The organism is Bradyrhizobium sp. OK095 (genome assembly GCF_900109945.1).
In the GTDB taxonomy this organism is placed as follows: Bacteria; Pseudomonadota; Alphaproteobacteria; order Rhizobiales; family Xanthobacteraceae; genus Bradyrhizobium.
In genome coordinates this window covers 747,794-771,476 of sequence record NZ_FOBX01000002.1, presented here as the reverse complement: position 1 = coordinate 771,476, position 23,683 = coordinate 747,794, and the positions used below count along the sequence as shown (strand labels likewise).

20 protein-coding genes are annotated in these 23,683 nt (G+C 62.5%); 18 read left to right on the top strand and 2 right to left on the bottom strand.

The features are described from left to right. The first annotated feature begins 56 nt into the window (after positions 1-56). The 12 genes from BMW89_RS08515 (at position 57) to BMW89_RS08460 (ending at position 14,614) form a co-directional block, all read left to right on the top strand. Complete coding sequence (locus tag BMW89_RS08515) at positions 57-905, top strand: VOC family protein (RefSeq protein ID WP_092024487.1); 849 nt, start codon at positions 57-59, stop codon at positions 903-905. 221 nt (positions 906-1,126) lie between these two features. Beyond that, entirely contained in the window at positions 1,127-1,786 is a 660-nt protein-coding gene (locus BMW89_RS08510; protein ID WP_092024724.1) for a TetR/AcrR family transcriptional regulator, read from the top strand. 267 nt (positions 1,787-2,053) lie between these two features. Further along, positions 2,054-2,863 carry an ABC transporter permease gene (locus BMW89_RS08505; RefSeq protein ID WP_092024486.1) on the top strand — a complete coding sequence of 270 codons (810 nt, stop codon included), beginning with the start codon at positions 2,054-2,056 and terminating at the stop codon, positions 2,861-2,863. 51 nt (positions 2,864-2,914) lie between these two features. Beyond that, positions 2,915-3,907: an ABC transporter substrate-binding protein gene (locus BMW89_RS08500; protein ID WP_177195910.1), complete on the top strand. Its 993-nt coding sequence runs from the start codon at positions 2,915-2,917 to the stop codon at positions 3,905-3,907. After that, on the top strand, positions 3,904-4,752 hold the full coding sequence (locus BMW89_RS08495; protein WP_092024483.1) for an ABC transporter ATP-binding protein: 849 nt from the start codon (positions 3,904-3,906) through the stop codon (positions 4,750-4,752). Before BMW89_RS08500 ends, BMW89_RS08495 begins: the two co-directional genes overlap by 4 nt. A gap of 4 nt (positions 4,753-4,756) precedes the next feature. Beyond that, the gene (locus tag BMW89_RS08490; protein ID WP_092024481.1) at positions 4,757-6,154 is read left to right on the top strand and encodes an enolase-like domain-containing protein; all 1,398 of its coding nucleotides are present in this window, start codon (positions 4,757-4,759) and stop codon (positions 6,152-6,154) included. Further along, positions 6,151-7,302: a Gfo/Idh/MocA family protein gene (locus tag BMW89_RS08485; RefSeq protein ID WP_092024479.1), complete on the top strand. Its 1,152-nt coding sequence runs from the start codon at positions 6,151-6,153 to the stop codon at positions 7,300-7,302. Before BMW89_RS08490 ends, BMW89_RS08485 begins: the two co-directional genes overlap by 4 nt. A gap of 135 nt (positions 7,303-7,437) precedes the next feature. Continuing rightward, entirely contained in the window at positions 7,438-8,628 is a 1,191-nt protein-coding gene (locus tag BMW89_RS08480; RefSeq protein ID WP_092024478.1) for a dihydrodipicolinate synthase family protein, read from the top strand. Continuing rightward, positions 8,628-9,491: a sugar phosphate isomerase/epimerase family protein gene (locus BMW89_RS08475; protein ID WP_092024476.1), complete on the top strand. Its 864-nt coding sequence runs from the start codon at positions 8,628-8,630 to the stop codon at positions 9,489-9,491. The genes BMW89_RS08480 and BMW89_RS08475 overlap by 1 nt, the downstream gene beginning before the upstream one ends. Positions 9,492-9,756: 265 nt before the next feature. Further along, positions 9,757-12,231, top strand: a complete 2,475-nt coding sequence (locus BMW89_RS08470; RefSeq protein WP_092024475.1) for an ATP-binding protein — start codon at positions 9,757-9,759, stop codon at positions 12,229-12,231. Continuing rightward, positions 12,228-12,599 carry a response regulator gene (locus BMW89_RS08465; RefSeq protein WP_092024473.1) on the top strand — a complete coding sequence of 124 codons (372 nt, stop codon included), beginning with the start codon at positions 12,228-12,230 and terminating at the stop codon, positions 12,597-12,599. Before BMW89_RS08470 ends, BMW89_RS08465 begins: the two co-directional genes overlap by 4 nt. 2 nt (positions 12,600-12,601) lie before the next feature. Next, the gene (locus tag BMW89_RS08460; RefSeq protein WP_092024471.1) at positions 12,602-14,614 is read left to right on the top strand and encodes a response regulator; all 2,013 of its coding nucleotides are present in this window, start codon (positions 12,602-12,604) and stop codon (positions 14,612-14,614) included. A 58-nt stretch (positions 14,615-14,672) separates the two neighbouring features. On the opposite strand, the gene BMW89_RS08455 is transcribed toward BMW89_RS08460, so the two are convergent. Further along, positions 14,673-14,816: an ion channel gene (locus BMW89_RS08455; protein WP_244547550.1), complete on the bottom strand. Its 144-nt coding sequence runs from the start codon at positions 14,814-14,816 to the stop codon at positions 14,673-14,675. A 19-nt stretch (positions 14,817-14,835) separates the two neighbouring features. Next, a complete protein-coding gene (locus tag BMW89_RS08450) occupies positions 14,836-16,068 on the bottom strand; it encodes a cytochrome P450 (protein WP_092024469.1) in 1,233 nt (410 codons plus the stop codon). 106 nt (positions 16,069-16,174) lie between these two features. Between BMW89_RS08450 and BMW89_RS08445 the strand changes: the two genes are divergently transcribed. From BMW89_RS08445 to BMW89_RS08420, 6 genes are all read left to right on the top strand, one after another. Next, entirely contained in the window at positions 16,175-16,717 is a 543-nt protein-coding gene (locus tag BMW89_RS08445; RefSeq protein ID WP_092024466.1) for a thiamine pyrophosphate-binding protein, read from the top strand. Further along, positions 16,714-17,304, top strand: a complete 591-nt coding sequence (locus BMW89_RS08440) for a thiamine pyrophosphate-dependent enzyme (RefSeq protein WP_092024464.1) — start codon at positions 16,714-16,716, stop codon at positions 17,302-17,304. The genes BMW89_RS08445 and BMW89_RS08440 overlap by 4 nt, the downstream gene beginning before the upstream one ends. 145 nt (positions 17,305-17,449) lie before the next feature. Further along, positions 17,450-18,151: a TetR/AcrR family transcriptional regulator gene (locus tag BMW89_RS08435; RefSeq protein ID WP_092024462.1), complete on the top strand. Its 702-nt coding sequence runs from the start codon at positions 17,450-17,452 to the stop codon at positions 18,149-18,151. 1 nt (position 18,152) lies between these two features. Continuing rightward, positions 18,153-19,346, top strand: coding sequence for an efflux RND transporter periplasmic adaptor subunit (locus BMW89_RS08430; RefSeq protein ID WP_092024460.1), 1,194 nt, complete (start codon positions 18,153-18,155; stop codon positions 19,344-19,346). Positions 19,347-19,416: 70 nt separating this feature from the next. After that, positions 19,417-22,512, top strand: coding sequence for a MexW/MexI family multidrug efflux RND transporter permease subunit (locus tag BMW89_RS08425; RefSeq protein WP_092024458.1), 3,096 nt, complete (start codon positions 19,417-19,419; stop codon positions 22,510-22,512). Between the two features lie 147 nt (positions 22,513-22,659). Continuing rightward, complete coding sequence (locus BMW89_RS08420) at positions 22,660-23,643, top strand: ABC transporter substrate-binding protein (protein ID WP_092024456.1); 984 nt, start codon at positions 22,660-22,662, stop codon at positions 23,641-23,643. Positions 23,644-23,683: the final 40 nt, after the last annotated feature.

The following is a 23,683-nucleotide window of genomic DNA, read 5'->3' as shown; positions in this document are numbered from 1 at the left end:
CGGAGCCAAAGGCCCTTCGGGTTTTCAGGTTCCGGCCCCATCGGAAGGGAGGGAAGATGATCACCGGCCTCGATCACGTCGTCGCTCTGGTCAAGGATATCGATGCGGCCAAGGCAGCCTATCAGACGCTGTTGGGACGCGCGCCGGCCTGGCAGAATTCCGGCGAGGGCGCCGACCGGGTTCTGTTCACCCTCGAAAACATGACCATCGAGCTGATGGCGCCGCACGGGTTCAGTGTCGCAGCGGACCGGATGCGCGCGCTGCTCGATGACCAGGAGGGCGTGCTCGCCAGCCTGTGCTTTCGTGTCGCAGACATGGGCAAGATGCACCGGCGGCTGGACCGGGTGGCGCTGAAGCCTGATCCCGTTGCCGAGGTCGAGAGCAGCGACGCTGCGACCGGGGCAGTGCTGCACTGGAAGCGCACGCGGGCCGCGACCGAGCTGTCGCGCGGCGTGCGCATGTTCTTCCTCGAGCTTGCGGAGGAGCGCCCCAAATCGGTCGCGACCGATATCGCGCCGATCGACGCGCTCGACCACGTCGTGATCACGACCGAGGATTCCGATCGTGCCGCGGCGCTCTATGGCGCGCGGCTCGGGCTCGATCTCGCGCTCGACCGCTCGCACCAGGATTGGGGCCAGCTGATGTTCTTCCGCTGCGGCGATCTGATCGTCGAGGTGGTGCGCCGTCCCGTGGCGGGCGGCGACGTCGCGCATGACCGTCTCTGGGGCCTGAGCTGGCGCGTCGCCGACATCGACGCGACCCGCGCCCGCCTGATCGCTGGCGGCCTCGACGTCACCGAAGTCCGCAACGGCCGCAAGCCGGGCACGCGGATCATGACGGTGCGCGACGGCACCTGCGGGATCCAGACCGTGCTGCTGGAGCGCTCGCCGAAGCCGGTGGAGTAGGGGACACTCTCCGCTCGTCATTGCGAGCGAAGCGAAGCAATCCAGAATCCCTCCACGGTGAGATCCTGGATTGCTTCGTCGCAAGGGCTCCTCGCCATGACGAAACTATGCGGCGGGCCCCCCGCATGATAAACGCGATCTAACATACCACCCAGCGAGCACCCGGTTTGGCGAAGGCACAGGCAAAGCGAACTCTGAAATGGCAGCGCGATCCCGAAGGGATGCGGCTGCGCATTCTCGAAGCCGCCAAGCAGGAGTTTTCCACCCACGGGCTCGCCGGCGCGCGCGTCGACCGCATTGCCGCCAAGGCCGGCGCCAACAAGCGGATGCTGTACTACCATGTCGGCAACAAGGATGAGCTGTATCTCGCTGTGCTCGAAGGCGCCTATGACAAGATCCGCAGCGAGGAGCGCGGGCTCGATCTCGAACATCTCGATCCGCCCGAGGCCATCCGCCGCCTGATCGAGTTCACCTGGAGCTATTTTCTCCGCAACCCGGAATTCTTGTCGCTGCTCCAGACCGAGAACCTCGCGCGCGCAAAACACCTGAAGAAATCGGCCAAGGTCAAGTCGATGCACTCGCCCTTCGTCGAGATGATCCGCACCGTGGTCCGGCGCGGCGTTGACAGCGGCGACTTCCATGTCGCGGTCGATCCGGTCCAGCTCTACATCTCGATCGCGGCGCTCAGCTTCTTCTATCTCTCGAACTCCGCGACGCTCAGCGTCATCTTTGGCCGCGATCTCTTGGACAAGAAAGCCAAGGACGAGCGGCTTTCGCACATGGCGGGCCTCGTGCTGGCCGCGCTGACGGGGCGGTCGACGGAGCTGCTCGCGATCGCCAAGGCCCCGAAGAAGCGCGCCGTGGTGGCGCAGGCGGTTTAGCGCTCTCGTGCCCCGGACGCAGCGCAGCGCCTCTTGGCGGTGCGCTGCAGAGCCGGGGCCCATTACAATGTGGAGCATGCTGCCTCTGGGTCCCGGCTCTGCGCAGCAGCGTTGCACGCTGCAGGGCGTCCGGGACACGGAGGCGACAATCCCGTGTCTCCAAAGTCCCCCGGAACCGGCGCAAAACGTCACAGGGAATCCTCTGGACAGTATTTATCCAACGGGTTAATTTCTCCCCAGAACGTAGAAGAATGCCGGGAGTGAAAGTTGGCCGAGTTGAAGCCGCAGAGTGCGGTGTCCAAGGTGCTGAACGCGGCCTGGGTGCGGCCGTTTGTGTTCCTGGTCTTCATTGTCGTGGCCTGGGATCTCGCGATCAGGCTGTTCAAAATTCCTGCCTACCAGATCCCGTCGCCGGGCGATGTCCTTGCCGTGCTGCGCACCGACTGGCCGGAGTTGCTGCGCCAGTCCTGGCCGACGACCTATGCGACCGTCTGCGGCTTCATGCTGTCCGCGCTGTTCGGCATTCCCGTGGCGATGCTGATCGCGGGCTCGAAGACGGTGGAGAGCTACGTCTATCCGCTGCTGGTGTTTTCCCAATCCGTGCCGAAGATCGCGATCGCGCCGTTGTTCGTGGTGTGGTTCGGCTTCGGCATCATTCCGAAAGTCATTTCGGCTTTCCTGCTTGGCTTCTTCCCGGTGGTCGTCTCCGCCGTGCAGGGCTTCAAGTCGGTTGACCCCGATATGGTCGATCTCGCTCGCGCCATGCAGGGCAGCCGCTTCCAGGTGTTTTGTGCGGTGAACCTGCCGCATGCGTTGCCCGCGATCTTCTCCGGTCTCAAAGTGTCGGTTACGCTCGCCGTGGTCGGTGCTGTGGTCGGCGAGTTCGTCGGCTCCAATTCCGGCATCGGCTACGTGATGCAGCGCTCGATCGGCACGTTCGACCTGCCGACGATGTTCGCGGCTCTCGTCATTCTCGCTCTGCTCGGCGTCATCCTGTTCTGGATTGTGGACCGGATCGAGAAGCTGGTCATTCCGTGGCATGTCAGCCAGCGCGAGGATGTGATTTTCGCCTCGTAATTTAAGCAACGGCCACCAACGGCCGAAACATAACGACAAGGGAGAGTGACGATGAAGCGGTTGATTGGGGCTGTTGCGGCGGCGCTGATGACGTTTGCAGTTGCGCCGGCGCAGGCGGCTGACAAGGTCGTGTTGATGCTCAATTGGTACGTCTATGGCGAGCATGCGCCGTTCTATTACGGCAAGGCCAAGGGCATTTATGCAGCCGAGGGCATCGAGCTCGAAATCCAGGAAGGCCGCGGCTCGGCCGCGACCACGCAGGCCGTCGCCGCCAAGACCGCCGATTTCGGCTATGTCGACGTCCCCACCATGATGCGCGCGGCGATCAAGGGCGCGCCCGTGGTCGCGACCGGCGTGTTGCTCCAGACCAGCCCGATGTCGGCGATGGGTTTTGCCGACAAGAACATCAGGAAGCCGGACGACATCAAGGGCAAGACGGTGGCGATCACGCCGGCCGATTCCATGACCCAGATCTGGCCGCTGTTCCTGAAGAAGACCGGCCTCAAGGAGAGCGACTTCACCACCGTTGCCGGCGATGGCCAGACCAAGCTCAACGCCGTCATCAACGGCCAGGCTGATTTGCTGCTCGGCTACGTCATGGACCAGTCGATGAAGATCAAGGACGCCACCGGCAAGGACGTCTATCCGATCAAGTTCGCCGACTACGGCATCAACATGGTCTCCTCGGGCATCATCGCCAACTCCGACTATGTGAAGGCCAATGCCGACCTCGTCCGCCGCTTCATGTCGGCAACGACGAAGGCGGTCGAAGCCGCCGAGAAGGAGCCGAAGGCGGCAGCGCAATCGATCCTCGATGCCAACCCCAAGGGCGGCAAGATCGACACGCTGACGCAGGGCTTTGAGCTGACCATTCCGCTCTACCGGACGGCTGAGACCAAGAGCAAGCGGCCGTTCCAGGTCACCGACCAGAACATGACCGACAGCGTCAATCTGATGGTCGAATATGGCGGGCTCGATGCCAAGGCCAAGGACAATCCGAAGGCGTTCTACACCAACGACTATCTGCCGAAGAGTGGCTCGTGAAACCAGCGACCATAGCGAGTGAACCCGTGCAGTCGGCCGCGCATCTGAGACTGGTGAGCGACCGGGCTGCCGGCGATGCGTCGGGCATCAAGCTGTCCGGTGTTTCCAAAATCTACCGGACGCGCGACGGCGATGTGCCGTCGCTGCGGCCGCTCGATTTCCACATCAACGAGGGCGAATTCTTCGTCGTGGTCGGCCCGTCCGGCTGCGGCAAGTCCACGCTGCTCAAGCTGATCTCGGGTCTGCTGCCGCCGACCGCCGGCGAGATCCTGGTCGAGGGCGAGAAGGTGACGACGCCGCACGGCAATGTCGGCATCGTCTTCCAGAATGCGCTGCTGCTGCCATGGCGCAACATCCTCTCCAACGTGATGCTGCCGATCGACATGAAGCGGCTGCCGCGGCAAACATATCTCGAACGCGCCAAGGCGCTGTTGAAGATGGTCGGGCTTGAAGGTTTCGAGAAGAAGCTGCCCTGGCAGCTCTCCGGCGGCATGCAGCAGCGCGCCTCGATCTGCCGCGCGCTGGTGCACGATCCAAAAATCATGCTGATGGACGAGCCGTTCGGCGCGCTCGACGCGCTGACGCGCGAGCGCATGAATGTCGAGCTGATGCGGATCCAGCGTGAAACCAGGAAGACGGTGCTTCTGATCACGCATTCGATCCCCGAAGCCGTGTTCCTCGCCGACCGCGTGTTGGTGATGACCGAGCGGCCGGGGGCGGTCGCCGCAATCTACGACGTGCCGCTGCCGCGCCCGCGTTCACTCGATGTGATGGCCGACCCCGTCTTCACCGAGCTCGTGCAGCGCATCCGCAAGCATTTCTTCTCGCAAGGTTCGCTGGACTAAAACCATGGCACCGCGCCTGAAGCTGCGAGACATCGCGTTCTTTGAACGACCCGCCCATTTCGCGCGGCCGTTCCGCTTTGGCGCGATCACGATCAACGCGACGCCGCAGCTTTTCGTGCGGGTCGAGATCGAGGTTGAGGGCAGGGGGAGCGCGGTCGGCGCCAGCGCCGAGCTGCTGGTGCCAAAATGGTTCGACAAGCGGCCGGAGCTGTCGCCGGCACAGACGGTCGATGGGCTTCGACGATCGCTGGAGATTGCCCGCGGTCTATATCTCGCACGGACAGGTTTTCTGACCGCGTTCGATCTGCATTCTTCCTGCATCGGTGCCCAGGTCGCGACCTGTGCGAAGAAGAATATTCCGGCGCTTGCGGCGGCTTATGGCCCCGCGGAAATCGACAAGGCAATTCTCGATGCGCTGCTGCGCGGGGTTGAGGCCAACTTCTTCGACGGGATGGCCGGTAACATTGCCGGCATGGATGCTCGGCTGTCGCCCGACTTGAAGGACGCGGACATCGCGGCGTTTCTCACCGGTCGGAAGCCGCTGCCGCGCGTCGCCATCAGGCATACCGTCGGCCTCGACGATACCGTCGCAGGCGAGGGCGGTGTTGCCGACGCACGCGAGAACGCCGGCGCTAATTATTTCAAGCTGAAGCTGTCGGGCGATCCCACCGCCGATGCGGTGCGGCTGGCGTGGATCGGCAAGGAGCTCGATACGCTCGGGCGCAGCTATAAGGTGACGCTCGACGCGAATGAGCAGTACGCCGATCTTGCCGCGCTGCAGGCGCTGATGGAACGGATCGATCACGATTCAGCACTGCGTTCGATCGCCTCGTGCCTGCTCTATGTCGAACAGCCGATGCCGCGCGACATCACGAGGCAATCGCCGCTGGGCTCGCTGGCGGCGCACGGTTTCATCATCGACGAGGCCGACGATTCCTACGATGCTTTCCCGGCGGCGCGGGCGCTCGGCTATTGCGGCATTTCGTCGAAATCCTGCAAGGGCCTCTACAAGTCCATCATCAACGCGACACGCGCGGCGAAATGGAGCGCCGGCGGGGCACGGTTCTTCGTGACTGGCGAGGACCTGACCTGCCAGGCCGGCGTTGCCGTGCAGCAGGACCTCGCGCTTGGCGCCTTCATCGGCGTGACCCATGCCGAACGCAACGGCCATCACTATGTCGACGGTTTTGGCGAGGCGCCCGCCACTGAGGCGCAGGCCTTCGCGGCCGCGCATCCCGATCTCTATGCCGATGCCGGGCAGGGCATCCGGCTCTCCATTCACGACGGCGATCTCCTGACGGGATCGCTTCATGCTGCGGGCTTTGCGACGTCGGTCCATCCGGACTGGTCGGCGCTCCGCCCGCTCGAACAGCCGAAATCACTTCAGGAGCAAACGGCATGACCACCCAACGCCTCGGCCTCATCATGAACGGCGTCACCGGCCGCATGGGGCTCAATCAGCATCTGATCCGCTCGATCGTCGCGATCCGCGAGCAGGGCGGCGTCCGCTTGAAGAATGGCGACCGCATCATGCCTGATCCGATCCTGGTCGGCCGCAGCGCCGAAAAAGTCGAGGCGCTCGCCAAGCGCTACAACATCACGCGCTGGACCACCGATCTCGACGCGGCGCTCGCCGACAAGAACGACACGATGTTCTTCGACGCCGCGACCACGCAGGCGCGCCCGGGCCTGCTGACCCAAGCCATCAATGCCGGCAAGCACGTCTATTGCGAGAAGCCGATCGCGACGAACTTTGAGGAAGCGCTTGAAGTCGTCAAGCTCGCCAATGCCAAGGGCGTCAAGCACGGCACGGTGCAGGACAAGCTGTTCCTGCCCGGCCTGAAGAAGATCGCCTTCCTGCGCGATTCCGGTTTCTTCGGCCGCATCCTCTCGGTGCGCGGCGAGTTCGGCTATTGGGTGTTCGAAGGCGGCTGGCAGGAGGCGCAGCGGCCGTCCTGGAATTACCGCGACGAGGACGGCGGCGGCGTCATCTTGGACATGGTCTGCCACTGGCGCTATGTGCTCGACAACCTGTTCGGCAACGTCCAGAGCGTGGTCTGCATCGGCAACACCGATATTCCCGAGCGTTTTGACGAGCAGGGCAAGACGTACAAGGCGACCGCGGACGATTCTGCCTACGCGACATTCCAGCTCGAGGGCGGCGTCATCGCCCATATCAACATGTCCTGGGTGACGCGCGTCTATCGCGACGACCTCGTCACTTTCCAGGTCGACGGCACCCACGGCTCTGCCGTCGCAGGTCTCACCGACTGCATGATCCAGGCGCGGCAGGCGACGCCCCGGCCGGTCTGGAATCCCGACGAGAAGCGGCTGCATGATTTCTACGGCGACTGGCAGAAGCTGCCCGACAACGTCTCCTACGACAATGGTTTCAAGGAACAGTGGGAGATGTTCATCCGCCACGTCTACGAGGATGCGGCCTACAAGTTCACGCTGCTCGAAGGCGTCAAGGGCGTGCAGCTCGCCGAATGCGCGCTGAAGAGCTGGAAGGAGCGGCGCTGGATCGACGTCGCCCCGATCAAGGTCTGAGGTCTGTTGGATAAGTGTCGATGTTATTGAGCCGTCATTGCGAGCGAAGCGAAGCAATCCAGAATGTCTCCGCGGCGAGAGTCTGGATTGCCTCGTCGCTTCGCTCCTCGCAATGACGGGGAGAGGTCTGAAATCATGAACAAGCCCGTCCTGCCGATGTCGTCATTGTCGCTCAAATTGCCGAAGGCCGATCGCTCGATCGAGACCTACCGGCTTACGGCGTCGCGCACGTTCCCCGCAAAGCTCGAGGGTCCGCTGAATCGCATTGCTTTCTCAGCCGTGCACACCGTTGTCGATCCCTTCGCGGACAACGATCCCTGGCTCTCCGCTGCCGTCGATTGGGACAAGACCATCGCCTTCCGCGAGCACGTCTGGGATCTCGGTCTCGGCGTTGCCGAAGCCATGGACACGGCGCAGCGCGGCATGGGGCTGGACTGGCCGACCTCGCTGGAGCTGATCACGCGCTCGGTGTCTGCCGCCAAGCGGCGCAATGCGCTGGTGTTCTCCGGTGCGGGCACGGACCATCTCGCGGTCGAGGACGCCAGGAGTCTCGACGACGTCATTCGCGCCTACGAGGAGCAGCTTTCGGCGGTCGAGAAGGTCGGTGGCCGCATCATCCTGATGGCGTCGCGCGCGCTCGCAAAACTCGGCCGCAGCGCCGACGACTACGCCAAGGTCTACAACCGCGTGCTGTCGCAGGTCCGTGAGCCCGTGATCATCCACTGGCTCGGCGACATGTTCGATCCGGCCCTGACGGGTTACTGGGGTACCAAGGACCTGGACAAGGCGATGGACATTGCGGTGGCCATCATCAACAACAACGCCGCCAAGGTCGACGGCGTAAAAGTTTCGCTGCTCGACAAGCAGCGCGAAGTCGACATGCGTCGCCGTCTCGACAAGCGCATCAAGATGTACACCGGCGACGATTTCAATTACGCGGAGCTGATCGCCGGCGACGAGCAGGGTTTTTCGCATGCGCTGCTCGGTATCTTCGATGCGATCGCTCCGGCGGCATCCTATGCGCTGTCGCGGCTGGCGGCTGGCGACGAGGCCGGCTTCCACGACGTGCTCGGGCCGACGGTGCCGTTGTCGCGTCACATCTTCAAGGCGCCGACGCGGTTCTACAAGACCGGCGTCGTGTTCATGGCCTATCTCAACGGCCACCAGGACCATTTCACCATGGTCGGGGGTCAGGAGAGCACGCGCTCCACGCTGCATCTGGCCGAGCTGTTCCGCCTGGCCGATCAGGCCGGGCTGCTGGCCAATCCGGAACTGGCGGCGCGGCGGATGAAGACCGTGCTGGCCTCGCACGGGATCGAATCCTGATGCGCGATTTCTCGTCCGATCACAGCTGGCTGTCGCTGAACACCGCGACAGTCCGCAAGCAGGGTGATCTCCTTCAGATCATCGACGCCTGCGCCAGGCACGGCATCCGTGCCATCGATCCCTGGCGCGACCAGGTCGCGGCCGTCGGCCTCGACCGCGCCGCGCGGGCCGTGCGCGACGCCGGCCTTGATCTCTCAGGCTATTGCCGTGGCGGCATGTTCACCTCGGACGCGTCGCGCCGCGGCGAAGTTCGCGACGACAATCGCCGTTGCGTGGACGAAGCCAAGGCGTTGGGTGCGCCATGCATCGTTCTGGTCGTCGGCGGCCTGCCGCAATATTCGCGGCCGGGCAGCGAGGCGTCGAAGGACATTGTCGGCGCGCGGACGCAAGTCGAGGAAGCCTTGGCCGAGATGCTCGACTACGCCCGGCAAGCAAAGCTGCCGCTGGCGATCGAGCCCTTGCATCCGGCCTACGCGGCCGACAGGGCCTGTGTGAACACCACAAAGCAGGCGCTCGACATCTGTGACCGGCTCGATCCTGATCGCAGCGGCATGCTGGGCGTTGCGCTCGACGTTTATCACATCTGGTGGGACCCGGAGCTGACGGGTCAGGTCGCTCGCGCTGGCAAGGACCGCCTGCTGGCATTCCACGTCTGCGACTGGCTGGTGCCGACAAAAGACATCCTCAACGACCGCGGCATGATGGGCGACGGCGTCATCGACATCAAATCGGTGCGCGCCGCGGTCGAGGCGCAGGGCTTTGCCGGCTATTCCGAGATCGAAATCTTCTCCAACGACTGGTGGGGCAAGCCGATGGACGAGGTGCTGGCGACCTGCATAGCGCGGCACAAGACGGTGGTGTAGACCGCCGGCGTTGCGAGGGCGCGGGTCGAGGCAGCAATCCCTGCGGCGGATCGCACCCAAGCGATCGGCCTTGCTATGACAAGGCCTGTCTTTGGGTGAAATCATACTAAAACCGGCACTTCTCCGAAGCTGATGTTACGGTGGCGAGTCGGCCGATTTATAGTGATGAGAAAGGACACGCATGCTTACCCACCCCCAAGGAGGAGCGTGTTCCCGCCAAGCCGCAGACGCGTTGGCCTCGCCGCCTTCCTGCTGCTGAGACGGCATGTCCAACGCGGAAAAACTGAGCGCGCCACCAGCCATGATGCGGGTATCGAACCGCCGTGGGCTTTTTTCAGTTGCCGTGGCCGTCCTCGCGGTTGGTGCGGCGACTTTGCTGACCATGCTGCTATCGCCGTTCAGTGCGGCGGTGCCCTTCGGCGTTTATTATCTGGCTGTCGTGGTGGCCGCCGGCTTTGCCGGCGCATGGGCGGGTGGATTGACAACAGCGCTGTCGGCAATTGCGCTCAATTATCTGTTTCTGTTGCCGGCGAATCCGAGCGCGGCAGCACCTCATCCGCTGGTGTCCGCCGCAATCTTCATCGGTGTCGCTGGCATCGTCGTTTTCTTGATTGATCGCATCCGCATCCACGAGCGGCGCATGCGGGTCGGCGAACAAAATATGTCGCACGTCATCCGTTCGGCACAGAGCGCGGTCATCACGATCGATAGCCTGCAGCGGGTCGTCACGTTCAACGCAGCAGCGGAAACGGTCTTCGGCTGGTCGCATATGGAGGCGCTGGGACAGCCGATCAGCCGGTTCATACCCGACGGGCTGTCCTTGGCACATCAATCGCCCGCAGAAGGCAGCGGCCAGTCTGCCGGGCCCCTCGCCACGATGAGCGGATTCAGGAGAAATGGTGAAGAATTTCCGTTCGAGGCTTCGATCTTGCAGACCGAGTGGGATGACCAAAAGCCTTGCATCTTGGTCCTCCATGACGTTTCCGAGCGCAAGGCGGCCGAGGCCCAGCTGCGCCGGCTCAACCGCCTCTATTCGGCATTGAGCCTGATCAACCAGGCGATCGTTGTCTCCGGAACGCAGCGCGATCTGCTGCAAAAGGTCTGCAACGCCCTGGTGGAGCAGGGCGGGTTTCCGATGGCGTGGATCGGATGGGGCGATCCGGAAACCAAATTGCTGGTGCCGATCGCTGTATGCGGCGACGACAGGGGCTACCTGAAAAGCGTCGAGATCTATACCGACGATCGCCCCGAGGGCCGCGGCCCGACCGGCACAGCCTTCCGCGAAGGCCGGCGCTATATCTGCCAGGACTTCTTCAACGACCCCGTCACGCTGCTCTGGCAGCCGCAAGCCAGAAGTCGCGGTTTTCGCGCGTCCGCGGTTTTCCCGATCCGGCTGAAGAACGAGGTTTGCGGCACCCTCACGGTCTACGCCAACCACGTCGGCTTTTTTCAAGACGAGGAGACGGCCGTACTTGCCGAGGCGGCGGGGGATATTTCATTTGCCCTCGACAACTTCGCTCGAAAGGAAGAATTGCAGAAGGCAGAAACCACGGCGCAAATGGCGATGCGGTTTTCCGACTCGATGATCGAAGCTATGCCGGGCATCGTTTATTTGTACAACGATCAAGGTCGTTTTTTGCGCTGGAACCGGAATTTTGAAATTGTTTCCGGCTACTCGCAACACGAGATCGCGACCATGCATCCGCTGGACTTCTTCTGCGGCGAAGAAAAGCTGCCGCTGGAGCAGAAAATCGCCGAGGTGTTTGATCGCGGCGAGGCCTATATCGAGGCGACGTTCTTGTCCAGGGACGGCAGCCGCACGCCTTATTTCTTCACGGGCAGGCGCGTGATATTTGAGGAAATGCCTTGCCTGGTCGGCGTGGGAATTGACGTGTCCGAGCGCAAACAAGCGGAACGCGCGCTGCGCGACCTGAATGAAAGCCTTGAGCGAAAGGTGTCCGACCGCACCAGCGAATTGCAGACGGCGCTCGCGCGTGCTGAAGACGCAGACCAGATCAAGTCGGCATTCCTGGCCAACATGTCGCATGAATTGCGCACGCCGCTCAATTCCATCATTGGGTTCACCGGAATCATGCTGCAAGGGCTGGCCGGGGCACTCAATGGCGAACAGACCAAGCAACTCGGCATGGTGCGCCGAAGCGCCCGGCATCTGCTCGATCTCATCAACGACGTACTCGATATTTCGAAGATCGAAGCCGGAGAGCTCGAGGTCAATCGAAAGGCGTTCGACCTCGGGAGTTCGATCGAGCGGATTGCCGCCCTGATGGCCCCGATGGCGCAAGCCAAGGGCCTGAAACTGGAAGTCCAGGCCTTGTCGAAGCCTTGCTGGATGATCAGCGATCAGCGTCGCGTCGAGCAGGTGCTGCTCAATCTTGTGAACAATGCAATCAAATTCACCGACCACGGCGGGGTCAAACTGACCATTGATGCCGCCTCTCAATCAATCCCGCCTGTCGCGGTCGCGCAGCCGGAGCTGCTGCACATTCATGTCGCCGATACCGGCATTGGCATCAAGCCCGAGCATCTCACGACATTGTTCCAGCCTTTCCGTCAGATCGACAGCGGAATTTCGCGCCAGCACGACGGTACCGGTCTGGGATTGGCCATTTGCCGCCGGCTTGCGGAGCTGCTTGGAGGCGCCATTGAGGTCGAAAGCGAGTGGGGGCGCGGCAGCATCTTCACGTTCAAGCTGCCGATAAATGGATCCATCGAACCATGAACAGAACCGTCCTGTTAATTGAAGACAACGAGCAGAACCGCTATCTGACCACTTTCCTGCTGGAGAAACATGGCTATAGCGTCGTCGCTGCGCTGGACGGAGCTCGCGGGATTGAACTTGGAAAAACCGCCAATCCAGCGATTATCCTGCTCGATATTCAGCTGCCCGTTATGCACGGCTATGACGTGGCGCGGGCGTTGCGCAGCATTGCCCCGCTGCAGGATGTGCCGATCATCGCCGTCACATCCTATGCGATGGCGGGAGACCGCGAGAAGGCGCTGGCAGCCGGCTGCGATGGCTATATTGAAAAGCCGATCGACCCGGATACGTTCGTGTCGGAAATCAGAAAATTTCTGCCGCCGGAGTGAGCATGACGCGCATTCTCATTGTCGATGACAAGGAAGAGAACCTGTACTATCTGCAGGTGCTCCTCACCGGTTATGGATATGTCGTTGAATCCGCCCACCAGGGTGCGGAAGGACTGGCGAAAGCGCGACAAACGCCACCCGACATCATTATTTCCGATCTGCTGATGCCCATCATGGACGGCTACACGCTGTTGCGCCAATGGAAGTCGGACGAACGGCTCCGGAACATTCCATTCGTCGTCTATACCGCAACCTATACCGCTCCGGAAGACGAAGAGCTCGCCATGAGTCTCGGGGCCGACGCCTTCCTGATCAAGCCGCTGGAGCCGGAAGAATTTATCGCCCGCATTCGGCTGGTCGAGGCGGATATCGCGAAAGCGCGGCCACAGACCCTGCGTCAGGTCCAAGGCAACGAGGATGCGACCCTGCAGCAATACAGCAAGGTCCTGGTCCGCAAACTCGAGCAGAAGTCGTTACAACTCGAAGCGGCCAACCGGGCTTTACAGGAAATCAACACCCGTCTCGAGACCCTCGTCGGTCAGGCGAATATCGCAATCCTCGTTCATCACGACTTCAAGCCGGTCATGGCCAACGGCGAACTGGCCCGCATGTTGGGCTACGGAAGCGTCGATGAAGTGCTTGGGTTGCAGGATTGCAGGGTTCTTTTCGCCGACGAGGAGCGCGAGCGGATATCGACTTTCAACAAGAACCGCCTGTCAGGTGCCGGCTCACCGGGCTTCTACGCGGTGAAAGGCAAAAAAGCCGACGGCACCGTCATCGAGATGGAGAACCGGGTATTTCCGATTCAATGGGGCGAGCATCTATCGGTCTGCGCTATGCTGACAGATGTCACCGACCAGAGGAAAATGGAAGAACAGCTTCGGCAGGCACAGCGGCTGGAGGCGGTGGGCCAAATGACCGGAGGCATTGCGCATGATTTCAATAATCTGCTGACGGTCATCCTGGGCAATTCAGAAATTCTCGCGGAAGGCGTTTCCGCCAACCAGGATCTGCACAATCTGGCGGAGATGATCCGGAAAGCAGCTGAGCGCGGCGCCGAGATGACGTGCCGGCTGCTGGCTTTCTCGCGACGCCAGGCGCTGGACCCCAAGGCCGTTGATATCAACGGCCTTGTCTCCGGTGTCGACGGCCTGCTTCGTCGCGCCGTCGGTGGACAGGTCGAGCTCGAGATTCGGCTCGGGAAAGACGCCGGCGCCGTCCTCATCGATGCGGTGCAGCTCGAAAATGCGCTTCTGAACCTTTCCGTCAATGCGCGTGACGCGTTGCCGGATGGCGGCAAGTTGACCATCGAAACGAAAAACCTTCAACTCGATCAGGCCTACGTCGCCGACCAACCGGACGTCACGCCCGGGATGTACACGCTGATCTCGGTTTCGGACACCGGAACCGGAATGGACGAGAAAACGAGACTTCACGCTTTCGAGCCTTTTTTCACCACCAAGGATTTCGGCAAGGGCAGCGGCCTTGGGCTCAGCATGGTCTACGGCTTTGTCAAGCAATCGAAGGGATTTGTCCGGATTTGCTCGGAGCTTGGTCACGGAACGACCGTCGAGCTTTATTTGCCAAGATTAGGGAGAGATGCTGCGACCGACAACGTGCCGCGGCACGTGAAGTCGACGCCCGTCGGCTCGGAAAAAATCCTTGTCGTCGAGGACGATGAACTGGTCCGCACGCAGGTCATGGTACTCTTGGCGAGCCTCGGTTATGACGTGACGGGCGCGACCAATGGTGCGGAAGCACTGGAGACACTCAAGTCGATCGGCGATTTCGATCTGTTGTTTACCGACGTCGTGATGCCCGGCGGCATCAATGGCCCCCAACTTGCCGACAGAGCCCATAAGCTGTACCCGGGCTTGGCGGTCTTGTTTACGTCAGGATACACCGACACTGCCATCGTCCAGGACGGAAGCCCCAACAGCAACGTGCATATGCTCAACAAGCCGTATCGTCGGCAGGAGCTGGCAGCAAAGATCAGGACCGTCCTGGGCCGCTGACCGGTTGACGCCTGAAGCGTGATCCGGAAAACCGCTTCGCACTTTTCCGGATCACGCTTTAGGGCGTGACGTCGCCATAGCCGGTCGTGGTCAGCGTCGCGAAGCTGAAATAGATCACCTGGCTCGCCAGCGCCGGACTGTCTTCCACCTTCATACCGGCGAACAGATTGATGTCGAGGATCGGCGGCGATTTGATCCGCAACGCAAAATAAAGTCCTCGATCAGCCGATCGCGCAGGGCACGCTCAGGAACCCGCGGAACCGCACCCGTCCGCCCCGCACCGGCGCGCCGCTCACGGCATAATTCGGAAAGCGCGCCAGGAAGCGCGAGATTGCAATTGCACCCTCCAGGCGCGCCAGCGCCATGCCCGCGCATTGATGCGCGCCGGTGGCAAACGCAAGATGCCGGTTCGGCGTGCGCGCGACGTCGAAGTTTTCGGGATCCGGAAACTGCGCGGGATCGCGGTTGGCAGCACCAATGCACAACGTCACCGACGTGCCGGCATCGAGCATCACGCCGCCGAGTTCGACACGCTCCGTGGTCATGCGGTTGCCGAGCTGGTTCGAGCTCTCGTAGCGGAGTATCTCCTCGACCGCCGTCTTGATCATGTCGGGGTTGTCGATGAGCCGCTGCTTCTGATCTGGGTTCCGGTGCAGCGCGACGAGACCGTTGCCGATCAGATTGGTGGTGGTCTCATGCCCGGCATTGAGCAGGAAGATGCAATTGTGCAGCAACTCCTTCTCGGTCAGCCGCTCGCCGTTCTCCTCGCCGTTACCTTCTCCCTGGATCAGCCGCGTCAGCACGTCGCGTTCGGGATTGCCGGGCCTCTGGCGCCGTCGCGCGACCAACGTCGCGAGATAGGCGAGGAAGTCCGTCACGGCCTTGTTGCCGCGCGCGGCTACGTCAGGCGACACCACAGGCTCGAGCGCGCCGAGGATCGCCAGCGACCATTCACGCAGCGGCGTACGCTCCTCATGGGGCACGTCGAGCAGATTGCCGATCACCTCGATGGGAATGGAGGCGGCGAAATCCTCGATCAGCTCGCATTCGCCCTTGGTGGCGATGGCGTCGAGCAGACCGTCGACGAGCTTGACGATATCAGGCTCCATCCCTGCGATCGCGCGCGGCGACAGCGCGCCCATGATCAGGCGGCGCACGCGGGTGTGCGCCGGAGGGTCATTGAAGACGAGGCTCGTGGTGTGGTGCTCGTAGAGCGGCGTGTCGCCGTATTTCGGCGCGAACTCGCGCTTCTTGTCCGAGCTGAACGATTTGGTGTTCTTGTAGCTGGTGACGAGGTCGTCATAGCGGGTCAGGAACACGGTGCCGTTGCGTAGGCGCTTGACCGGCTCGTTCTCCCGCAGTGCACGATAGGTCGGGTAGGGATCGGCGTAAAATTCCGCGGTCAGCTTCTCCAGATCGAAATGGGCGGCCAGTTCTTTCGCACTTGCGTTCATCCGCCATACTCGCCGGTTGAGACCGATATGCTGTTTTCGCTCTTTCGAGCCGCGCGGGTCACCGTCTACAGTCGTGCCGTGATTTGCAAGCCGACCGGACAGGAAAATGCACGCCCGCGCTGATGCTGCCGACACGGCCCCGAGTTGGCCCGACGATATTTTCGCAACGTTGCAACGCTTCGATGTCCGGCAGGTGCCCTACGTGCCCGATGCCGGCCATTCAAAACTGATCGAGCGCGTGCTGAGCTCGTCCACGATGCGCGGCATTCCGCTGACGACGGAGGAGGAGGGCGTGGCGCTATTGGCCGGTGCCTGGACCGGCGGCCAGCGCGGCGTTTTGCTGATGCAGTCGAGCGGCGTCGGCAATTGCATCAACATGCTGTCGCTGATCCCGGTCCTGCGCTTTCCGTTCCTGACGCTCGTGACCATGCGCGGCGAGTGGGGCGAGTTCAATCCGTGGCAGGTGCCGATGGGATCGACCACGCAAGGTGTGTTCGAGCTCTCGGGCGTCCAGGTGCTGCGCGCGTCGAACGCGGCTGAAGTGCCGGCCGTGCTGGAGGCCGCCGCTGCCCAAGCCTACAACGCACTGACGCCCACCGCCGTCCTGCTGTCGCAGCGCCTGATCGGCGCCAAGGTTTTCACCAAATGAGCAAGGCCAATCTCCTCGACCGCCGTCAGGTCGTCTCTACACTGCTTGCGAACCGCAAGGACGTGGTTGCGATCGGTGGCCTCGGGGCCTCCACCAACGACATCTGCGCGGCCGGCGACCACGCCCGCAATTTCTATCTCTGGGGTGGCATGGGCGGTGCCGCGATGATCGGCCTCGGGCTCGCTTTGGCGCAGCCAACGCTGCCGGTGCTGGTCATCACCGGCGACGGCGAGATGCTGATGGGCATGGGCAGCCTTGCCACCATCGGGCTCCAGAAGCCGTCTAACCTCTCGATCGTGGTGCTCGACAACGAGGCCTATGGCGAGACCGGCGGCCAGACCAGCCACACCTCGGCCGCCGCCGACCTCGTCGGCGTCGCCCGGGCCTGCGGCATCAGGGACGCCTGCGCGATCTCGACCATGGCGGAGGTCGAGGCCTTCGCGAAAGCCGTCCACGACGTCTCGGCCGGGCCGCGATTTGCCAATGTGAAGATCGACAGCGCCAGCCTTGAGCGGATCCTGCCCACCCGGGACGGGACCTACATCGTCAACCGGATCCGCGGCGACCTCGGCTTTCGGCCGATCTAGGCCCATCCGGCTCGCGTCGCCCGCGGACGTCGTCCTGCTCGCGGGCCGTGCAGGCGTGGCCAATTTCCACTGATTTTACAACGCTTTCAGGTTGCGATGCAGCATAATGCTTGACTTTTGCGTGGGTGAGTGCTTACTCACTAGTATGAGCTCATTGCGTATGACGAGCGACCTGAGGCGTCAATTGATCCTCGGTGCCGCAAAACGCTGCTTTGCCCGACACGGCTACACCGGCACCACGACGAAGAGCGTGGCGGCCGCCGCTGCCATTTCCGAAGCGCTGCTGTTCAAGCATTTCCCGTCCAAGGCGGCGCTCTACGCAGAAATCCTCAGTGACGAGTGCGAGGCGGACCCGGCCTTGATGGAGCTGCTCGAGCGGGAGCCGTCGACGGCTGCCCTGGTCGAGCTGATCCGCGGCATGGTCCAGCACTTCCTCCACATCGCTGACGGTCCCGATCAGGAAGAAGCGCAGCGCCTGCGACTGATGGCCACGAGTCATTTGGATGATGGCGAATTCGCCCGTCTGCTATATGCCAAGATCGAGAAGCTGATCGGGGCGGTCTTCGTCGCCTCGCTCGAGCGCGCGGTTGCCAGCGGTGACGCGCGCCCATTCAGCGGCGATCCGCTCAACCTGTTCTGGTTTGCGCATCACACGTTGATGACGGCTGCGCTGACCAGGCTGCCGGCCGCGCCTTGCCTCGCTTACGGCAAGGCGAACGACCTCGAGCGGCAGCTCTGTGAGTTTCTCCTGAGGGGTATCGGACTTAACGACGCCGCAATTGCTTCGCATTTGAGCCACGAATTGGCGCCGGGTGCGGGCAAGACGGCGATTGCAGAGAGTGCATGACATGAACATCGTTACCGAACACAAGATTTCGGGCGAACCGATCGACAACAAGGCTCCCAAGCGTCCGGTCCGGCCGGTGCTCTGGTTCATCATCGTCGGCACGCTGCTTGGCGCGCTCGTCGGTGGTCTCGTCTGGTTCAACTATTTCCGCGGCCAGATGATCAAGCAGTTCTTCGCCAACAACAAGCCGCCGCCGACCGCAGTCAGCGCGGCCGAGGCGAAATCCGAGGTGGTGCCGAACCTGCTCACCGCAGTCGGCGGGCTGTTCGCCGTGCATCAGGTCGACGTCAGCGCCGACGTCAACGGCCGTGTCACCGAGATCAAGTTCGAGCCGGGTGCGCATATCGAGGCCGGCACGCCGCTGGTGCAGATGTTCGACGCGCCGGAGCAGGGCGACCTCGCCAATTACAAGGCGCAGGCAACCGTCGCGCAGCTTTCGCTCGACCGTGCCAAGCAGCTCGCCTCGCGCCAGTTCGGTCCGCAGGCGACCGTCGATACCGCGCAGGCCTCCTACGACCAGGCGCAGGCCGGCATCGCCAAGACCGAGGCGCTGATATCGCAGAAGCTGGTGCGTGCGCCGTTCTCCGGCGATCTCGGCGTCCGCAAGGTCGAGGTCGGCCAATATCTGACGGCCGGTACGGCGATGGTCTCGCTGACCGATCTGTCGGAGCTGTGGGCGAACTTCACGGTGACGGAAAAGGACTCGGGCAACCTGAAGGTCGGCCAGGTCGTCAGGCTGAAGGTCGACGCCTATCCGGGCCGTACCTTCGACGGCAAGATCACCACGATCGAACCGCAAATCGCGACCGACACCCGCAACATCCGCGTCCAGGCAACGATCGCCAATCCGGACAAGATCCTGAAGCCCGGCATGTTTGTGACCACCACGGTGGTGATGCCGGACAAGCCGGCCGTGATCACCGTGCCTGAGACGGCGGTCGACTACACGCTGTACGGCGACTCCGTGTTCGTGATCACCGAGAAGAAGGAAGAGGACGGCAAGACCAGCCTGAGCGCGGTCCGCACTTTCGTGCAGACCGGCAGCCGGGTCGACGGTCGCGTCGAAATCATCAAGGGCGTGAAGGTGGGCGACAAGGTCGTCGCCGTAGGCCAGCTCAAGCTGCAATCGGGCGCCGCAGTCGCGATTTCGACCGACCCCGGCCCGCAGATTCCAGCGCAGCCGCCGCGCTACTGATCCACCACACTCAAGTGATCAGGCTCGGCCGGATCACTTTTCTTGAGACATCAAAATCGAGATCGCCGCGATGCGCTTCACCGATATTTTCATCAAACGCCCGATTCTGTCGGTCGTCGTCAGCCTGCTGATCCTGCTGATCGGCCTGCGCGCGGCGATGGTGCTGCCGATCCGGCAGTATCCGAAGCTGTCGAACACGGTCATCAACATCACGACCGTCTATCCCGGCGCGTCCGCGGACCTGATCCAGGGCTTCATCACCACGCCGATCGAGCAGGCGGTCGCCTCCGCCGAAGGCGTCGACTACATGACCTCGTCCTCGGTGCTCGGCACCTCGACGATCCAGGTCTACATCAAGCTGAATTTCGATCCGAACCAGGCGCTCACCGAGGTGCTGGCCAAGACGAACTCGGTCAAATATCTGATCCCGAAGGAATCCAACGACCCGATCGTCACCAAGACCACAGGCCAGACCACGGCCGTGATGTATCTCGGCTTTTCCTCCGAGGAGCTGTCGGGCTCGGCGATCTCCGATTATCTGACGCGCGTGGTGCAGCCGGTGCTGTCGACCGTCGATGGCGTGGCCTCGGCCGACATTCTCGGCGGCCAGACCTTTGCGATGCGGCTGTGGCTTGATCCCGTGAAGATGGCCGGCCGCAACGTGTCGCCCGCCGATGTCTCGACCGCGATCTCGACCAACAACTTCCAGTCCGCGGCGGGACAGACCAAGGGCTATCTGATCGTCTCCAACATCTCGACGAACACCAGCCTGACCGACGTCAACCAGTTCAGGAGGATGATCGTCAAGGCCAAGGACGGCGGCTTCGTGCGGATGGAGGACATCGCTACCGTCGAGCTTGCCGCGCAGAGCACGGATGCGAGCGTCGCCTTCAATGGCGAGCACGCGATCTTCATCGGCGTGAACGCGACGCCGCAAGGCAACCCGCTGACACTGGTCAAGGGCGTGCGCGCGCTGTTCCCGGAACTCGAGCGCAACCTGCCGCCGTCGATGAAGATGAAGGTCGCCTACGACTCGACCAAGTTCATCCAATCCTCGATCGACGAGGTGGAGAAGACACTGGGCGAAGCCGTGATTATCGTGATCGTGGTCATCTTCCTGTTTTTGGCCTCGCTGCGTTCGGTCATCATTCCGGTCGTGACGATTCCACTTTCGATGATCGGCGTCTGCACATTGATGCTGGCGCTGGGCTTCAGCTTCAATTTGCTGACGCTGTTGGCGATGGTGCTCGCGATCGGCCTGGTGGTCGACGACGCCATTGTCGTCGTGGAGAACATCCATCGACATCTGGAGGAGGGGAAAACGCCCGTCCAGGCGTCGGTGGAGGGCGCGCGCGAAATCGTCGGTCCCGTGGTCTCGATGACCATCACGCTTGCGGCGGTGTATGCGCCGATCGGCTTCCTCGGCGGTCTCACCGGCTCGCTGTTCCGCGAATTCGCCTTCACGCTTGCAGGCTCGGTGATCGTGTCGGGCGTGATCGCGCTGACGCTGTCGCCGATGATGTGCTCGGTGCTGCTCAAGAACACCGAAGAGGGCCGCTTCGCCAAGCTCGTGAACCGTGTGTTCGGCGCGCTGACTCGGTGGTATGGCCGCAGGCTCGACCGTTCGCTGGATTATAAGGCGATCACCGGCCTGTTCGCGGTGACCATCCTCGGGCTCGTCGGCTTCCTCTATATGCACACCTCGAAAGAGCTGGCGCCTGAGGAAGACCAGGGCATCGTGTTCGCGGTGACCAAGGCGCCGAAATACGCCAACATCGACTATGTCGATTTCTACGGTGAGAAGCTCGACAAGGAATTCCAGAAATTCCCCGAGACCGATCTGCGCTTCGTGCTGAACGGCATCAATGGCCCGCAGGGCGGCATCGCCGGCCTGCTGCTCAAGCCGTGGGAGGAGCGAAAGCGGTCGGCGATCCAGTTGAAGCCGCTGGTGCAGGCCGAGCTTTCCAAGATCGAGGGCGTGCAAGCGTTCGCGTTCAACCTGCCGCCGCTGCCGGGCGGACCGGGCGGCCTGCCGGTGCAGATGGTGATCAATTCCACCGCTGGTTTCCAGGCGGTCTTTGAGCAGATGGAGAAGCTGAAGGGCGCTGCGCGCAAGAGCGGCATGTTCATCGTCTCCGACAGCGACCTCGCCTACAACCAGCCCAACGTGGAGGTCACGATCGACCGCACCAAGGCGCAGGATCTCGGCGTCAACATGCAGAACCTCGGCAGCACGCTCGCGGTTCTGCTGGGCGGCAACTACATCAACCGCTTCAATCTCGAGGGCCGTTCCTACCAGGTCATTCCGCAGGTGCCGCGCAGTAGCCGCCTGTCGCCGGAATCGCTCGGTGGCTATTACGTGACGACTAACACGGGCCAGCAGCTTCCGCTGTCGACCGTGGTCTCGGTCAAGACCAAGACCGCCCCGAATTCGCTGACTCACTACAACCAGCTCAATTCGGCGACCTTCTCGGCCGTGCCGATGCCCGGCGTGACCGTCGGTGCGGCGGTGGACTTCCTTGAAGGCGAGGCCAAGAAGCTGCCGGCCGGCTTCAGCCACGACTATCTCGCGGATAGCAGGCAGTACGTGCAGGAAGGCAACCAGCTCGCGATCACTTTCGGTTTCGCGCTGATCATCATCTTCCTGGTGCTGGCGGCGCAGTTCGAGAGCTTGCGTGACCCGTTCGTGATCATGATCTCGGTGCCGATGGCGATCGTCGGTGCGTTGATCCCGCTGTTCTTCGGCATGGCGACGATGAACATCTATACCCAGGTCGGTCTGCTCACCCTGGTCGGCCTGATCACCAAGCACGGCATCCTGATGGTGGAGTTCGCCAACGAGCTCCAGGTCAACGAGCGGCTGGACCGCCGCTCGGCGATCGAGATGTCGGCCCGCATTCGTCTCCGCCCGATCCTGATGACCACGGCTGCGATGGTAACCGGCCTGATCCCGCTCCTGACCGCAACCGGCGCGGGCGCGGCCAGCCGCTTCTCGATCGGCCTGGTCGTCGTGGCCGGCATGTCGATCGGCACGCTGTTCACGCTGTTCGTGTTGCCGGCGGTCTATGTCGTGCTGGCAACCGACCATCGCAAGGCAGCCGATTCCGAACGGAACAAGCAGGTCAATGAGTTCGACCTCAACGCCAAGGCGCTGCGGCCGACCTGAGCCAGGATCGATTGTAAGATCGATCAAAAGGTCAATTTACGTGCGATGCGGCAACAGCCATGGCTGTTGCCGCTTTTTTTTGCCACGCGATATCTCGTAATATGACGGCTGGAGCGCCCCGGGTGCGCGCTCAAGGCAGGTATTCCGATGAAGAGGCGCGAATTTCTGGCGGTCCTGGGCGGGGCTGCGCTGGCGGGGTCGAACATGGCGCCGGCTGGTGCGCAAGGCCGCATCTATCGCCTTGGTACGGTGACGCCGATCGCGCCGGTTACGGTGGAGAGCCGGGGCGGAAAAATCCTGACAAAGGTGCTCGGTGAGCATGGTTTCAAGCTTGGCCAGAACCTGACCTTTGAAGCGAGAGGCGCGCTTGGCGATGTCGCGATGCTCCCCGCGCTGATCGCGGAGTTGAAGGCCAAGAACGTCGATGCTATCGTGATCATCGGCTATCCGACGGCCATGGCCGCCAGGGCGGCCGGCATTCCCACCGTGGCGGCCAGCGGTATCGGCGATCCCGTCGAAACCGGGCTGATCGAGAGCCTGGCGCATCCGGGCGGCAAGATCACCGGGATTTCGGACGTCGCAGCGACCCTCAGCGCCAAGCGGCTGTCGCTGCTCAAGGAGATGTCGCCAAAGCTGACCAAGGTCGCAATGCTCTGGAACAAGGACGACCTCGGCATGACCACGCGCTACCAAGCGTCGGCAAAGGCTGCCCAGGCGCTTGGACTGACCGTGCAGGCACTGGGCGTCCGCGAACCCGATGATTTCAACGAAGCCTTTTCGGCGATGAATGACGATTTGCCTCACGGCATCCTGATGGTGGCGGACGCGCTGACTATCCTCAACCGCGAGCGGGTGTTCGAGTTCGCGGCCGCCCGAAAGTTGCCGGCGATCTACGAATTCGACGAGTTCGCGCGCGACGGGGGCTTGATGTCCTACGGAGCGGACTCCTCGGAATCCTTCGAGCGGGCGGCCGCGCTGGTCGCTCGCATTTTCAATGGGGCGAACCCCGGCGATCTCCCGTTCGAGCTGCCGACCCGCTATCCCCTGGTGCTCAATCTCAAGACGGCGAAGGCGACCGGACTTGAAATTCCGCCCACATTGCTCGCGCTGGCGGACGAGGTGATCGAGTAGCCTGTATGCTGCGGCAAGAGACAAGGTCCGGGCTTCTTGC